This is a genomic window from Haloplanus sp. XH21 (assembly GCF_023276355.1).
Lineage (GTDB): Archaea > Halobacteriota > Halobacteria > Halobacteriales > Haloferacaceae > Haloplanus > Haloplanus halobius.
On the sequence record NZ_JALLPL010000001.1, the window covers coordinates 1131690 to 1145865 of the forward strand.

At 59.5% G+C, this 14176-nt stretch carries 14 protein-coding genes; 7 read left to right on the forward strand and 7 right to left on the reverse strand.

Annotated elements, in window-relative coordinates; all coding sequences use genetic code 11:
• Window positions 1-15: 15 nt before the first annotated feature.
• Complete coding sequence (aglF, locus tag MXB53_RS05785) at window positions 16-744, reverse strand: UTP--glucose-1-phosphate uridylyltransferase AglF (RefSeq protein WP_248896408.1); 729 nt, start codon at window positions 742-744, stop codon at window positions 16-18.
• Between the two features lie 39 nt (window positions 745-783).
• The gene (locus MXB53_RS05790) at window positions 784-2235 is read right to left on the reverse strand and encodes a flippase (RefSeq protein ID WP_248896410.1); all 1452 of its coding nucleotides are present in this window, start codon (window positions 2233-2235) and stop codon (window positions 784-786) included.
• Window positions 2236-2376: 141 nt separating this feature from the next.
• On the opposite strand from MXB53_RS05790, the gene MXB53_RS15790 reads away from it, so the two are divergent.
• The 5 genes from MXB53_RS15790 to MXB53_RS05815 all read left to right on the forward strand — a co-directional run bounded on the left by MXB53_RS15790 (window position 2377) and on the right by MXB53_RS05815 (window position 6893).
• On the forward strand, window positions 2377-3477 hold the full coding sequence (locus MXB53_RS15790) for a glycosyltransferase family 4 protein (RefSeq protein WP_248896412.1): 1101 nt from the start codon (window positions 2377-2379) through the stop codon (window positions 3475-3477).
• Between the two features lie 50 nt (window positions 3478-3527).
• On the forward strand, window positions 3528-4547 hold the full coding sequence (locus MXB53_RS05800) for an NAD-dependent epimerase/dehydratase family protein (protein WP_248896414.1): 1020 nt from the start codon (window positions 3528-3530) through the stop codon (window positions 4545-4547).
• Entirely contained in the window at window positions 4544-5560 is a 1017-nt protein-coding gene (locus tag MXB53_RS05805) for an NAD-dependent epimerase/dehydratase family protein (protein ID WP_248896415.1), read from the forward strand. Before MXB53_RS05800 ends, MXB53_RS05805 begins: the two co-directional genes overlap by 4 nt.
• 169 nt (window positions 5561-5729) lie before the next feature.
• On the forward strand, window positions 5730-6248 hold the full coding sequence (locus MXB53_RS05810; protein ID WP_248896417.1) for a hypothetical protein: 519 nt from the start codon (window positions 5730-5732) through the stop codon (window positions 6246-6248).
• 24 nt (window positions 6249-6272) lie between these two features.
• Window positions 6273-6893 (forward strand): glycosyltransferase family 61 protein, encoded by a 621-nt coding sequence (locus MXB53_RS05815; RefSeq protein WP_248896418.1) that lies wholly within the window; start codon window positions 6273-6275, stop codon window positions 6891-6893.
• Window positions 6894-7013: 120 nt separating this feature from the next.
• On the opposite strand, the gene MXB53_RS05820 is transcribed toward MXB53_RS05815, so the two are convergent.
• The 4 genes from MXB53_RS05820 to rfbB form a co-directional block, all read right to left on the reverse strand.
• Window positions 7014-8060, reverse strand: a complete 1047-nt coding sequence (locus MXB53_RS05820; RefSeq protein ID WP_248896420.1) for an NAD-dependent epimerase/dehydratase family protein — start codon at window positions 8058-8060, stop codon at window positions 7014-7016.
• Between the two features lie 50 nt (window positions 8061-8110).
• Window positions 8111-8851, reverse strand: coding sequence for a hypothetical protein (locus MXB53_RS05825; RefSeq protein WP_248896421.1), 741 nt, complete (start codon window positions 8849-8851; stop codon window positions 8111-8113).
• An 81-nt stretch (window positions 8852-8932) separates the two neighbouring features.
• Complete coding sequence (locus MXB53_RS05830) at window positions 8933-9943, reverse strand: O-fucosyltransferase family protein (RefSeq protein ID WP_248896423.1); 1011 nt, start codon at window positions 9941-9943, stop codon at window positions 8933-8935.
• Between the two features lie 355 nt (window positions 9944-10298).
• Entirely contained in the window at window positions 10299-11225 is a 927-nt protein-coding gene (rfbB, locus tag MXB53_RS05835) for a dTDP-glucose 4,6-dehydratase (RefSeq protein ID WP_248896425.1), read from the reverse strand.
• Between the two features lie 121 nt (window positions 11226-11346).
• On the opposite strand from rfbB, the gene MXB53_RS05840 reads away from it, so the two are divergent.
• Both MXB53_RS05840 and MXB53_RS05845 read left to right on the forward strand, forming a co-directional pair.
• Window positions 11347-12552: a DegT/DnrJ/EryC1/StrS family aminotransferase gene (locus MXB53_RS05840; protein WP_248896427.1), complete on the forward strand. Its 1206-nt coding sequence runs from the start codon at window positions 11347-11349 to the stop codon at window positions 12550-12552.
• Entirely contained in the window at window positions 12552-13451 is a 900-nt protein-coding gene (locus MXB53_RS05845) for an SDR family oxidoreductase (RefSeq protein WP_248896428.1), read from the forward strand. Before MXB53_RS05840 ends, MXB53_RS05845 begins: the two co-directional genes overlap by 1 nt.
• Here MXB53_RS05845 and MXB53_RS05850 read toward each other — a convergent pair.
• Complete coding sequence (locus MXB53_RS05850) at window positions 13448-14167, reverse strand: sugar nucleotidyltransferase (protein ID WP_248896430.1); 720 nt, start codon at window positions 14165-14167, stop codon at window positions 13448-13450. The two genes, MXB53_RS05845 and MXB53_RS05850, sit on opposite strands and share 4 nt — an antisense overlap.
• Between the last annotated feature and the right edge of the window lie 9 nt (window positions 14168-14176).

Consider the following 14176-nt stretch of genomic DNA (forward strand, 5'->3'; position numbering starts at 1 on the left):
CATCCTGTCGCCCGGTCACTCGGCGTCGGTCGTCGCCTCCTGCAAGCGTCGTTCGGCCTCGTCGCGGTCCTCCGGATAGCCCACGTCGACGCGCCACCCGTCCATCCGGATGGCGTCGATGGTTCGCCCGCTCTGGATTAGCAGGTCGATGGCGTCCGGGAGTTCATACTCGCCGCGGTCGGAGGGCTGGACCAGGTGGCAGGCGTGGAAGATGGCGGGCGTAAACGTGTAAAAGCCGGTCATCACCAGATTCGAAGGTGGGTCGTCCGGCTTCTCGACGACGCGCGTGATTTCGTCGTCTTCGTTGGTGTCACAGACCCCGTAGCGGGACGCCTCCTCCCAGGGCACCTCCTCGACGAGGAAGGCGGCGTCGGCGCGGTCCTCGGCCTGGCGGTCGACGACGTCAGCGAGGTTCGCCTCGAAGATATTGTCGCCGAGCATGAGCATGAAGTCGTCCTCGATGTACGGTTCGGCCGTCAGGAGAGCGTGGGCGAGACCCAACTGGTCACGCTGGTGCGCGTAGGTGATGGGAATGCCCTCGTAGGCGTCGTCGTAGCGCTCCATGATCTGCTCCTTTTTGTAACCCACCACGACGACGAACTCCGAGATGCCGATGTCGATGAGGGAGTCGAAGGCGTACTCGATGAGGGGTTTGTCGTTCACCTCGACGAGCACTTTGGGTTTGTCGTCCGTGAGGGGGCGGAGGCGAGTGCCTTTGCCGGCGGCGAGGATGACGGCTTTCATGATATGTGTTGGGCCGGGCGGTCGCAAATACTTTCGGCACTACCAGCCGAGATACGGTTCGAGTACGGGGAGGTTTTCGCGGATCGTCGTGCGAAACTGCTCCGAGAGGACGACGAGTGCGGTGAAATACACACCGGCGCCGACACCGACGAGGAGAAGAACTGTCGCGACGTTGTGTCGGAGGATGCCCATCGTATTTTCGAGGGTCCGAAGACCGTAGACGACGATGCCCATGACGAGGGCTGCGACCCACTGCTTCGACAGTTCGGTAAGCGGCAGGTCGTAGGCCACGATAGTGCGGAGATAGGTGGCCCCTGCGACCAGACTGAGAAATGCGGACAGCCCTGTCGCGATGGCAGCCCCGACCCAGCCGTACACGTAGATGAGGATAAGGTTGAGAAGCACGTTCCCAACTAAAAATAGGGCGTTGACACGGAAGGCGATATCCGGTCGATCGACTGCATTCAGCGTGGTCAACACTTGATCTTGGTACGCCTGTATCAGCGATGCGACGACGAGAAGTGCGAGTATCGCAACGCCCTGTGTGAACTCGCCGCCGTAGATTCGGAGCAGTCGCTCACCGACGACGAGGCTGCCGACAACGCCCGGAATCAGAAGTAAGCCGGCATAGGAGAGTGACTTCTCGAACAGGTCGGCTGTCGCCTGTGGATCTTCCTTTGCAGCCAGTTGGCTCATCTCCGGGAAGATCGTGACCGCGATGGAGGAACTGAACAGAATCAAAAACTGAGCGATATTCCACGCCACGGCATAGATCCCGACGAGTGACGATGAGACGAAAAATCCGAGGACGATGATGTCGACCCAATTGAACGTCTTGGACCGGAGATTGCTCATCCAGGCGAATTTGGCATATTCGATGAGGCTACGGAGGTGTTCGCGCGTCGGTCGTCCGATCGTATCGAGATGCCTGCTGACGATGAGCGCACCCACCAGCAACGCGACAAAGTGGCCAGCCGCGTAGCCGAGAAACAGCCCAATGAGGCCCCCACCAAGAAACAGCACGCCGATCTGGAGGCCGCTGCGGACGCCGGTCTGAAGCGGGGACAGAAGCCCCTGTATCTGTACGAGATGCAGCCCTTGAATTGTGGATAGGATAACCTGCGCCAGGACGCTCACGAGCAGGATGAGGCCCACGAACGTCGCGGCAGGAAAGCCGACGTAGGTGTTTATCCATCCACGAAAGAGCACTACGCCGCCGAGGAGGATCGCGAGCAGGGCGACGACGAGCACGGCTCCTGCGGTGACGTACTGCCCCCGCTCGTCGCCCTCACTGACACGTTTCGTGACGGCCGCGGGCACGCCCATCGTGCCGGCGATGCTGAGCCAGGCGACGACGCCGAGAACGAGCGAGTAGATTCCGAGAGGACCGGCACCGAGTTCGCGGGCGAAGTAGAGCGTCGCACCGAATCCGAGTAACGAGGCAGTGATGCGAGAGAGGAAGAAGACGATGGAGGTTTGTCCAAGTCGCATAAGTAGTCGCCGCACGTGTAGCGGGTTGATCCGTAGTCATCGACTTGGAGTCAATAACTTTCTGTTTCACCGGTGAAGTCGTCAACTGGTCTTCCGTCTCGGCACTCTTTTGATGCCGCTACCTGTAGTCGTGGCCGAACTGTGACCTCCTCGAATCGGAACGTGGTGTTGCTCGGCGACTATGACTACGACTATCCGCGGGAGAAACTGCTCCGCCGCGGGTTCGAACAAGCCGATACGACGGTTCACGAATGCCGGTTCAGCGAAACGTCGCGATTCATCGGTATCAAAAAACTCCTCCTCCTGCCGCTGTTCTGGTTTCGCATCGTTCGCCGGATGGGCGAGATACGCGACGAGAACGTCGACATCGACGCCCTCGTGCTGACCAAGTTCAACCCCTTGCTCATCCCGCTCGCGGCGTACTACGCGCGGCGACTCGACTGCCCGCTCGTCTATGACCTGTTCGTCTCCCTCTATCGGACGGCGGAGATGCGCGACATCCATCCGGTCATCGTGCGGAGCGTCGCCGTCCTCGAACGGCTCGTCCTCAAGATCCCCGACCACCACCTCGTCGGTACCGACCAGTTCATCGACCTGTACAGCGACATGTACGGAATCCCGAAAGAGCGGTTCGTCCGCCTTCCGCCAGGCGCCGACGAGGACTGGTTCTACCCTCGCGAGGAAATCGGCAAGCGCGAGACGTTCACCGTCCTCTACTGGGGGAACTTCCTGCCCCACCACGGCGTCGGCACCATCATCGGCGCCGCCGCGGAACTGCGCGACGAACCGTACGAGTTCGTCTTCCTCGGGAGTGGCCCCGAGCAGGAACGCTACCGCGAGATGGCCGAGGAGCTCGCGCTGTCGAACGTCCGGTTCGAGGGGTTCGTCCCCCGCGAGGACCAACAGGAGTGGATCGCGTCGTCACACGTCGCGCTCGGCGTCTTCGCCGACGACCCCCGGTCGCTCGCGAGCATCACGAACAAGGTGAGCGAGGCGGTGGCATCGAAGAAGGCGGTCATCACGGAGGAGTCGCCGGCCATCAGCGACTGGTTCGAGCACGGCAAGAGTATCTACACCGTCCCGCCCAAGGATCCCGTTGCCCTCGCGGACGCCATCGAGACGCTGGCCGCCGATCCGGACTTGGTGGCACGGCTCGAAGACGGCGGCTACGAGGTGTATCGCGACCATTTCGACGTGGAAGCTATCGGCGCGATCCTGGGCGACCGGCTGTTTGACGACTGACGTTCTCTCCGAGTCGGTGAATATATTACGCTCATCCGCCCAGTCACGGTATGGAACTAGCCGACTCGACCACGCTGGTCACGGGCGGCGCCGGATTCATCGGCAGCCACCTCGTCGACCGCCTTCTTGAAGAAGGGTGTGACGTCGTCGTCGCGGACGATTTCTCCCGTGGCGACCTCGAACACATCGAACACGTGATGGACGACATCGACCTGGTCCCCGCGGATCTCACCACGCGCGAAGGCTGTCTTCGTGCGACCGAGGGCGTCGACCACGTCTTCCACCTCGCCGCCCGGGTCGGCGGGATTCACTACATTCAGCGAGAGAACGTCGGCGGTCTCACCCCGAGCGTGCTGATGAACCAGCATATGCTCGAGGCCTCCCGCATCAACGACGTCGACCGTTTCCTCTTCGCTTCCAGCGCCTGCATCTACCGCCAACAACACGACGGCCTCAACCGCTTCACCGAGGACCAGGCTATCCCCGCCAACCCCCACAGCACCTACGGATGGGCGAAAGTGCTCGGCGAAGTCGCGTGCCAGGCCTACCACGAGGACTGCGATATCGACTGTGCGATGGTGCGCATCTTCAACGCCTACGGCCCCCGCGAGAACCTCGACCTGGACAGCGCACACGTCATTCCCTCGTTCATCCGCAAGGCCATCGAGTATCCCGACCGCGAGTTCGAAATGTTCGGTGACGGGTCGCAGGAACGCGGCTTCATCTACGTGACTGACCTCGTGGAGGGGATGGTCCGTGCCATCGAGCGTAAGGCCGACGGCGAACCGATCAACCTCGGCAACGGCGAGGAGGTCGTCTCCATCATGGAACTCGCCGAACTCGTCGTGGAAATCAGCGGGAAGGACATCGAGATTCAGCACGATATGGACGCCCCCGAAGGTACCTACAAGTACGCGGCTGACACGACGAAGATGGAGGAAGCGCTCGACTGGACGCCCGAAGTGAGCCTCACCGAGGGTCTCGCCGAGACGTACGCGTGGGCCGCCGAGGAACTCGGTGCCGATGCGGAACTGGCCAATATCGAGACTGACGGAGGTGCGAACCAATGAGCTTCGAGGGTGACACCGTCCTCGTCACGGGTGGCGCCTCCTTCATCGGCAGCCATCTCGTCGAGCAGCTGGTCGACCGGGGCGCCGACGTGCGCGTCGCCGATGACCTCTCCAGCGGCGAGACGGGGAACCTGTCTGCGGTCGAAGACGAGGTGGACTTCTACGAGGGCAATCTCAAGCACTGGAACTTCGCGGATGAGGCTACGCAGGGCATCGACCGCCTGTTCCACCTCGCTGCCGACCACGGCGGCCGCGGGTACATCTCCAACTACCCCGCGAACTGCGCGACGAACATGGCGCTCGACAACATCGTCTTCGAGACGGCCGTCCAGAACGGCGTCGACAAGATCACCTTCGCCTCCAGCGCTTGTACGTATCCCACGGACATCCAGCAGGAACGACAGCGGTTGCAGGAGGACATGGTGAGTTTCGACGAACGCGGCGGTGCCTACGCCGACGAGTCCTACGGTTGGGCGAAGCTCATGGGCGAGCTCTCCTTGCAGTCGTTCCACGAACAGTACGGCGTGGACGCGAGTTCCGTCCGTATCTTCACCGCTTACGGCCCCCGTGAGAACGAGACTCACGCCATCATCGCGCTCATCGCAAAGGCCTATGCGGGCCAGGAACCCTACCAGATCTGGGGCGACGGCGAGCAGACCCGGAACTTCACCTACGTCGACGACATCGTCTCGGCGCTGCTCCTGGCGAACGAGAACATCACCGACGCCACGCCTGTCAACGCCGGCATCTCCGAGTATATCTCCATCAACGAGGTCGTGGAGGCCATCTTCGACTACATGGAGAAGGACCTGCCCGAGATGAACTACATGACGGACAAGCCGGTTGGCGTTCGCCATCGGGCTGCGGATACGACGCGGGCCGAGGAACTCCTCGGCTGGGAGCCTGAATACTCGCTGGAAGACGGGCTTGCAGAGACCATCGACTGGTACACCGCGAATCGAGATAAGGCGTACGTCCAAGAGAACCTGGAAACGTTGTTGCACGAGCGATAAAGCGAGAGGTGATGTGGCGTCGTCGACTCATGAACCGTCTTTCGCGATGGGTCGAACACCGCTCCTTCGGTGTGCTCTGTCCGGACTTCCCGTCCGATACTCGAGAAGCAATCAACATCCAGACGATCGAAAAGGCCTGCCAACACGTGGATCACTCGCACTGATTTCGATGACTCTCTCGAGACGACTCTACCGTCGCCTTCGACCGTACATCGCGACGGGCTATCGCCACATCCTCGGTTCGCGCGTGTTGACCCGCGCGGAACTATTGGACGACCCGCCCGCTGGATACACCGTTCACCGGTTCGGAACGGCCGAACGATACGAGTTCGACCGGCCGAGGCACGTTGGCGACTTGCCGTCAGTCATCGAAACGAAGGTCGGCGAGTGTACTGCCCCTGCGCCATTCGTCATCGCCGCCGATGATGCGACGGTGATCGGTCCGTCCGCGGTAATCAGCGTCGATGGACGTCTTCTCCTCGAATCGGCCCTCGGCGGATACGCGCGCTTAGTCGACGCGTCGGTTCTGGCGTTACTTTCCGGTCAACTCCCTCTCGAAACCCGATTGCAGCGCCCGGACTATCGATACGACGACCCCGTCTTCTCGCTCGTCGGGCCATGGGTGACCGAGTACTACCACTGGCTCGTGGACTATCTCGTGCAGGTGTTCGCTCTCGAGGTCTACTAGGAACGAACGGGGCAGAACCCGTGGGTGTTGATCCCTGCCGATCCCCCATCCTGGCTCCTGTCCTCACTCTCGCTGGCCGGCGTGGACACGGACCGTCTCATCGAGTGGTCCGGGACCCGTGCTCGCTGTTCGCACGCCGTTCTCGGATCACTCCGCCGGAATACGAGTTCGACGAGCGACGGGTACATCCACTCGCCCGCGGCGGCAGCCCGACTCGGCGAGCGGATTCGGAAGTCCGTGGCTGGGACGCATTCGACCGGTCCGGGACGCCGTCTCTACGTCTCCCGGGCCGATACGACGGACCGCCGCGTCCGGAACGAGGACGCGCTGCTGTCAGTACTCGATGACTACGGGTTCGACCGGATCGTTCCGGGAGAGCTCTCCTTCGAGACGCAGGTCCGTCGGTTCTCGAACGCCGAGATCGTTCTCGGCCCTCACGGAGCCGGACTGACTAATATGATTTTCAGCGAGGAGGCGACGCTCATCGAACTGTTCGGGTCGTATCGGAACGCCTGTTTTTTCGCGCTGGCGAAGGGGATGGGTCACGAGTACGTGAGCGTGACGTGTCAGTCCGCGGGATCCGATATGATCGCCGATACCGAGGCTATCGCGTCGCTACTCGACGATATCGTTCCTCATGATTAGCTCCTCTCGCCGGCGGTATCAGGGAATGGTTGCCGATGAAGTTCGGCTTCTCATCGACGAGACCCCCCCTGGTTCGCACTCCCCGGAAAATGTCGCCGATGGGTCCGGAGAAAACCCCGCTCAGGCGGTGTCCAGTTCGTTCCGGAGCGCGTCGGCAATCTCTTCGAAGATCTCCCGGAGGTCGTACGACCGCTCCCAGCCCGGATAGTGAGACCGCACTTTCGACAGGTCGGATATCCACCACTGGTGGTCGGCCTTGCGCTGGTCGCCGTACGTGTACGAGAGCGAGTTCCCGGTCACGTCCTCGATGAGATCGAACGATTCACGAAGCGAGATGGAGTTTTCCCGACCCCCGCCGACGTTGTAGACCTCGCCTGGTCGCGGGTTCTCAAGATACCGCAGGAACAGGTCGGCCAGATCTCGTGCGTGAATAACATCACGCACTTGGTACCCCTCGTAGCCGTAGATGGTCAGTTCTTCGCCCGTCAGTGCGAGTTTGACGAAGTATGGCTCCCAGTTGTGGAGTTCGACGGCCCGTGCCGCACCGCCCGTGATACATCCCATCCGGAAACACGCTGCGTCGAGGTCGTACATTCGGGCGTACTCCTGCACGTACAGATCGGCGGATGCCTTCGACACGCCGAACGGTGTGTGCATGTTCTGGTCGATGCGGAGTGATTCGTCGAACCCCTCAAACAAGGTTTCGTCGACCGGTTCGAACCGCTCACCGACTTTTTCGTACGAGAAGAAATTCGGCACCTCGCCGTAGACTTTGTTCGTCGACGTGAAGACGAAGGGAATATCGTCGTTGTGGGTCCGCACGGCTTCGAGTAGGTCGAGCGTCCCACGGACGTTGATATCGAAATCCTCGACCGGCATTTCGATGGATTTCGGGTGTGACGGTTGGGCGGCGGTGTGTATCACGCCGTCGACTGACGCGACGATATCCTCCATCTCGTCGTCCCGAATGTCCATCACGCGGTGGTCGATGTTCTCATCAAGGAGCCGGGTTTCGGCAGTTCGCTCGGTGTCGCCCGCCGCTCCGAAGATGTCACCGCGAGCGTAGTTGTCGACACTGATGACCTCGTAGCCGTTCTCGACGAGCAGTCGACAGCATTCGGATCCGACGAGTCCTGCCCCACCGGTGACGAGGATGACCTCTGACATCTATCTCTCAGTTCAAGCGACCGTGTGTAAAACCTTCTGAACTAGGCGCTTCAATCGAGTACATGGTAGATTTTTCTCCCGAGCGGATACAAACCGGTCCGCCGCAGCAGGGCAACCGTTCGCTCCGTGACGAGCGAATCGATGACTCCCGTATAGATCAGCCTGGCACCCGTTCGAACCCGTGATTCTCGCCAGCGCTCGGTCGCGACGTCCTGTGCGTACGACTTCACGATATCCTTGGCTTCGGGCGGCACGGCAACGATCACGTCTTCGACGACGACGATGTAATACTCCGGTCCCAGTTCGTCGCGTATCGTCAGGATGACCTCGTCGATCGTGGGCCAGTCGTCGGGGTCGTGGGGCCGTGGCGGCGGCGAAAGGAAATCGCGAGCGTCGTCGATGAACAGGAACTGCTCACCGTCCGCGCCGCCGATCGCCGCTAGTTCTTCTAGGAGCGGACATTCGTACTCTTCACCCGCCGTCTCGCCGCCGGAGTAGTGCGCGTCTAGCCAGAAGACGGCCGAGTCGTCGAGACGCTCCACGACGCCCGGGAGCATCTCCTGTGACGAGCCGTGAAGGAACTCGATATTATCGATATCACCGTACCGCTCGGTCGTTCGCTCGTACAGGTCGTCGCCGAGTTCGATCGTCACGACGGTTTGGAACGGTCCACTCGCCCACGCCGCCGTTTCGCCGTGAAGCGTCCCCGTCTCGACGAACGACTCGACCGAAAACGCCTCTCGAACGCGCGTGATCAGGTCACGAGGTGGTCCGATGCGAATCTCTCCCATAACGGTGGTCTACGCCCGGGTCAGATAAACGGGCGGGATTTGACGGATAGAAGACGGACCTCGACTGATCGTCGAACGGGGTTATTTTACGATCTGTCCCAGAATCGGATGATCTCGGCTATCGCGGAGTGGATCGTCAGCTCGGTCGAATCCATCCTGCTCGACGCCCGGATAGAGCGGGACGACAGGACACTCACCGAGGATTGCGGCGAACACGCTGAACGTACTGGGCGGTGTCAGAACCTCGTCACAGAGGGACAGTTCGGTGAAGTTCTCGACGTAGTGGCCGGGGCCAACTGCCTCTCCCGTGGCGAAGGTGAACGAGTCGTCGGCAAACAGGTCTGCATTCTGTCTCTCGTCGGACGCGATGACGAAGCCGACATCTTGCGACGGGAACTCGGCGGCGTACGCCTCCATCAGTTCCTTGTACCGTCTGGACTCGAAGAAGTACTTGCCGTCGTTCCAGGTCCGGTAGTCGCCCTGTCGTATCAATACTCCCACCAGTTTGTCGTGTTTTTCGCGAAGCGGCTCGATGAACGACTCCGCCACGGAGCGGTGTTCCTCGCCGGGTTGGAGGCGTGTTCGAATCGTGGGTAGATATTTCGATACGAGCGGCCAGCACCGGACACCCCAACCGGCGAGCAGCGTCATATCCTTTGATCGCAGGCGGTCTACGTTCGCCTCGTCCGTGAGGTCGAACTCGTCGTACTGCTCACCGGGAATGTCGAAGAGCGCGTGTGGCTTCCCGCCCACGATACTCTGAGCGTTCCGCTGCCGCTGGGCGAAGTAGTGGAGCGCCTGATGTCGGAATCGATTGATGGGATAGAAATCCCGGATAGAAGCGAGACGTTCCCACTCCCAGAAGATGCGGACGAATGGTTTCCAAAACCCGTCGAACTCGAGGTCGGAGAGGTCCACGAGTTCCAGATCATCTCGACCGTACGCGTCTATGTATGGAACGAACGCGAGGTCAAACACCTCGAATTCGGGGTGTTCAAGCTGAAACGCCAGCAGGTTCGCGTAATTTATCAGCTGGTTTCCCAGACGCCCGCCGCCTTTCGTGTATACGATCGTCCCGCGAGAACTCCCCATTGTCTGTGTCGCTCGGTTGGTGGTATTTCGATTAAACCTTTTCTTGTCCCCGCGGACGCGTTTAGATACGGGTCCGTCCGAAGGCGACTGCCTGCACTCGATTTTTACTGGCCCGGTGCGGCGTGATCGACCATACTCGGAGAGCGGCTCACCTCAAACGAATCGGTCGACTGTATTTCGATTCCCATCAATATTATGTCGAAACTATCACGGAATAGATACTGCCAGCAGCCACGGAACGACGTCGACGGGACCGTCACCGAAGAACCCGCACTCCCCGAGTCACGAAATCGGGTCACTGCGCCGTTCCTTTCAGGGGCCGGTGCCGGCCTACGTCCAGCGGAACGTGTCGGGTTTATCGATCCAGATAGTACTCGACGGTCGTTCGGAGCGCATCGTCGAAATCGTGCATCGGTTCCCACCCTAATGACCGAACTTTGGATGCATCCAGTGCGTACCGTTGGTCATGTCCCGGCCGGTCCTCGACGAAGGTGATGAGATCATGTGGTTTCCCAAGAATGTCGAGAATCCGGCGTGTTACTTCGAGATTGGTCATCTCGTGTCCAGATCCGATATTGTACACCTCGCCTACATCGCCGTCGCGCAAAACGAGGTCGATCGCTCGGCAGTTATCCATAACGTATGTCCATTCTCGAACGTTGGTGCCATCGCCGTAGACCGGTAGTGTGTCACCGTTCGCAGCGTTCAGGATGAATTTCGGGATCAGTTTCTCTGGGTCCTGTCTGGGACCGAAGTTGTTCGACGATCGCGTCGTGACGACTGGCAGCCCGTGAGTTACGTAGTAGCTGTTTACGAGCAAGTCCGCTGCCGCTTTCGACGCGGCATACGGATTCCGTGGATTGAGCGGATCATCCTCTGAAAACGAGCCTTCCGCTATCTCTCCGTACACCTCGTCGGTGGAGACCTGAAGGAACCGCTCGAGATCGGCTTCAATGGCCGCATCGAGAAGCGTCTGCGTCCCCTCGACATTCGTTCTGATGAACGGCTTCGATCCCTCGATAGACCTGTCAACATGTGATTCGGCCGCGAAATTGACGACTGCGTCGACCGTCGAGACGGCATCTTCGACGAGTTCGGTGTCGCAGATATCTCCCTCGATGAATTCGTGTCGTGGATTGTCCAGCGCATCGCCGAGATTGTCCAGCGAGCCGGCATATGTCAAGTTATCGAACGTCACGATATCGTCGTCGGTGTGGTCCAACAGATAATGGACGAAGTTAGATCCGATGAATCCCGCTCCGCCGGTGACGAGGATTCTCATAGGCCAATCTAGGCGAGCAACGATATAGGCTATTCGTTCGGAGTTGTGGTTCCGCCATCTCACGCGGCGGGGAAACCATCGAAGCGGTTATGATAAGGGATGCCGAACCTGCACAAATAACATGGAGCATGACGGTTATCGCGTCCCCTACGCGCGAGCGACGTACGGACAGGAAGAGCGAGAGGCGGTAAACGAGGTGCTCGATCATCCCGAGAGCCTAGTGGGTGGTGAGTTCACTTCGGAGTTTCAGGACCGTGTCTCTACCCTGTTCGGCAAGGAACACGGAGTAATGGTGAACTCCGGTTCTTCTGCGAACCTCTTAGCGATCGAACTATTGGATGCGGAGCCGGGTAGTGAAGTCATCACCCCGTTAGTTACGTTCTCGACGACCGTTGCGCCGATTATCCAGAAGGGACTGGTTCCGACCTTCGTTGACGTCGGCGTCGGTGATTATCTGCTTGACATTGGGCAAGTCCGGGAAGCGATCACTGACGATACCGTGGCGATTGTGGCTCCGTCTCTGCTGGGCAACGTACCCAACTACGCCGAACTCCGGTCGATCGCGGACGAACACGATCTGCAACTCATCGAGGACTCTGCGGACACGATCGGCGCCAAAATACAGGGTCAACCAACGGGCGAATTCACCGATATTTCGACGACGAGTTTCTACGGATCGCACGTCATCACGTCGTTCGGGACGGGTGGCATGATCGCCGTTGACAACGATGAGTCGATGAAACGTCTCAAGAAACTACGTGGTTGGGGGCGTTCGTCGGCGGCCGACGAGACCAACGATATTGAGGAGAGACTTGACCGTATTCTCGGCGACGTTCACTACGACTCGAAGTTCGTATTCGACGAAATCGGATATAATTTCTTGCCGACGGAAGCGAGTGCTGCTTTCGGCGTTGAACAAGTCCGGAAACTGGATTCGTTCATCAAACGCCGACAGGAAGTGTTTGCCACACTCGACGATTTCTTCAGCGAGTACCGGGAGTGGTTCGTGCTCCCGGAACAGCGCTCGGATGTCGAGACCTGTTGGCTCGCGTATCCGCTGACAATTCGACCAGAGGCCCCCTTCGATCGTCGGGCCATCGTTCGGCACTTGGAAATGAACGGAATACAGACCCGTTCGCTCTGGTCGGGCAATCTGCTGAAACATCCCGGATTCGAACGGATCGACGCCCGACTCCCATTCGACGACTATCCGGAAGCGAATCGCATTATGGCCGACTCGTTCGTCATCGGCGCACACCAATCCATGTCGGACGAAGATGTCGTGTACATCGAAGAGACGTTTGAGGACCTCTTCGTCGACTACTGATGCGAGTTCTGATAACCGGCGGAGCGGGATTCGTCGGCCGGAAGTTAGTCTCTCATCTCTCCGAGCACGGCCACCAAGTCGTCGCCACGTATCACACGAACACCCCTGACGTGGAAGCCGTCGAAACCCACAAACTCGACGTTCGGGATCGGACCGAGGTCGGGTCGCTGATCGAAGAAGTTTCGCCGGATGCTGTCGTTCACGCGGCCGCACTGGTTGATGCCGATGCCTGCGAGCAGGATCCAGACTTGGCTCGAGAAGTCAACGTTGAGGGAACAGACGCTGTCGTCCGAACATGTGAACGAATTGATGCAAAAATTGTCTTATTTTCCAGTTCGTTCGTCTTCTCCGGTGGGGAACGCCTATATGTAGAGGATTCGACACGCGACCCAATCAATACGTACGGCGAGACGAAAGTCGACGCCGAAGATATCGTTCGCGACGCCGCAGTCCCGTCGCTTGTCGTTCGCATTGACCAACCTTACGGGTGGTGTGCCGACTGGCAGTCGCCATCGATGATCGAGTGGGTGCTGGATGGTTTGCAAGGGTCAGGGTCTCTTGAGGTTTTCACCGACTGGTACAACAATCCCGTGTACAACGGCGACGTGGCTGCCTGTATTCAACTACTGCTAGAAGGACAATATGATGGCGTCTATCACGTCGTCGGTCCGGAGTACATTAGCCGCTACCGATGGGCTCGACGCATCGCGGCGATATTCGGATACGATGTTGACCGCATCGTGCCGTCGCTATCTTCCGATGTGCCGCTGCCGGCGACGCGACCGAACGCCAAACTGTCCTCAACACGACTCGTCGAGCGGACAGGATACGCGCCGAAGGGGATATACGACGGTCTTCGTTGCATGCGTGAGACACGCCCGGAACTGTCGAACGGCTAGTCCTCCCGACGACGGTCGCGAACATCGGCTGACGCCTGAAACACGCCCTCTGGGGTGCCGGCATCGTACCAACTGCCGTCGATTCGCTCATACCGCAATGTCCCGGTTCGCAAATACTGTCGGTTGACGTCGGTGATTTCGTATTCTCCCCTTTCAGACGGCGTCAAGTCGCTGATCACGTCGAACACTTGCGAATCAAACACGTAGAGGCCGACGACCGCGTCGTTCGATTCGGGGTTCTCGGGCTTCTCCTCCAGACCGATGACGTGTCCCTCGTTATCGACCGATGCGACGCCATACGCGGAGGGCTCGGACACCTGTTTGAGGAAGATACGTGCATCCTCTTCGGACCGAAGTGGACCGATCTTCTCACCGAGATCTTCGAGGATAATATTATCACCCAGAATGACCACGAACTCGTCGTCGACGAACTGCTCGGCGAGACCGACGGCGTGGGCGATGCCTTTCGGTTCCGACTGGACCTTGTACGAAAAGTCGATATCGAAGTCGCTCTCATTTTCGAGCAGTTCGATGTACTTGCCGATATGGTCCGCGTTGCTAATGATCATGATCTCGTCGATGCCGGCGTCTGCAAGCGTATTCACCGGATAGTAGATCATCGGTTGGTCGTAAATCGGGATCACGTGCTTGTTGACGACACGAGTCATCGGGCGGAGCCGAGACCCCTTGCCCCCGGCGAGTACGACACCTTTCATCAGGAAAGC

Bases quoted from the DNA above. Each gene is read 5' to 3' on its own strand.
- MXB53_RS05800 (WP_248896414.1), top strand. From the start codon at position 3,528: ATGGAACTAGCCGACTCGACCACGCTGGTCACGGGCGGCGCCGGATTC.
- MXB53_RS05790 (WP_248896410.1), bottom strand. From the start codon at position 2,235: ATGCGACTTGGACAAACCTCCATCGTCTTCTTCCTCTCTCGCATCACT.
- MXB53_RS05820 (WP_248896420.1), bottom strand. From the start codon at position 8,060: ATGTCAGAGGTCATCCTCGTCACCGGTGGGGCAGGACTCGTCGGATCC.
- MXB53_RS05805 (WP_248896415.1), top strand. From the start codon at position 4,544: ATGAGCTTCGAGGGTGACACCGTCCTCGTCACGGGTGGCGCCTCCTTC.
- MXB53_RS05810 (WP_248896417.1), top strand. From the start codon at position 5,730: ATGACTCTCTCGAGACGACTCTACCGTCGCCTTCGACCGTACATCGCG.
- aglF (WP_248896408.1), bottom strand. From the start codon at position 744: ATGAAAGCCGTCATCCTCGCCGCCGGCAAAGGCACTCGCCTCCGCCCC.
- rfbB (WP_248896425.1), bottom strand. From the start codon at position 11,225: ATGAGAATCCTCGTCACCGGCGGAGCGGGATTCATCGGATCTAACTTC.
- MXB53_RS05845 (WP_248896428.1), top strand. From the start codon at position 12,552: ATGCGAGTTCTGATAACCGGCGGAGCGGGATTCGTCGGCCGGAAGTTA.
- MXB53_RS05840 (WP_248896427.1), top strand. From the start codon at position 11,347: ATGGAGCATGACGGTTATCGCGTCCCCTACGCGCGAGCGACGTACGGA.
- MXB53_RS05850 (WP_248896430.1), bottom strand. From the start codon at position 14,167: ATGAAAGGTGTCGTACTCGCCGGGGGCAAGGGGTCTCGGCTCCGCCCG.
- MXB53_RS05830 (WP_248896423.1), bottom strand. From the start codon at position 9,943: ATGGGGAGTTCTCGCGGGACGATCGTATACACGAAAGGCGGCGGGCGT.
- MXB53_RS05825 (WP_248896421.1), bottom strand. From the start codon at position 8,851: ATGGGAGAGATTCGCATCGGACCACCTCGTGACCTGATCACGCGCGTT.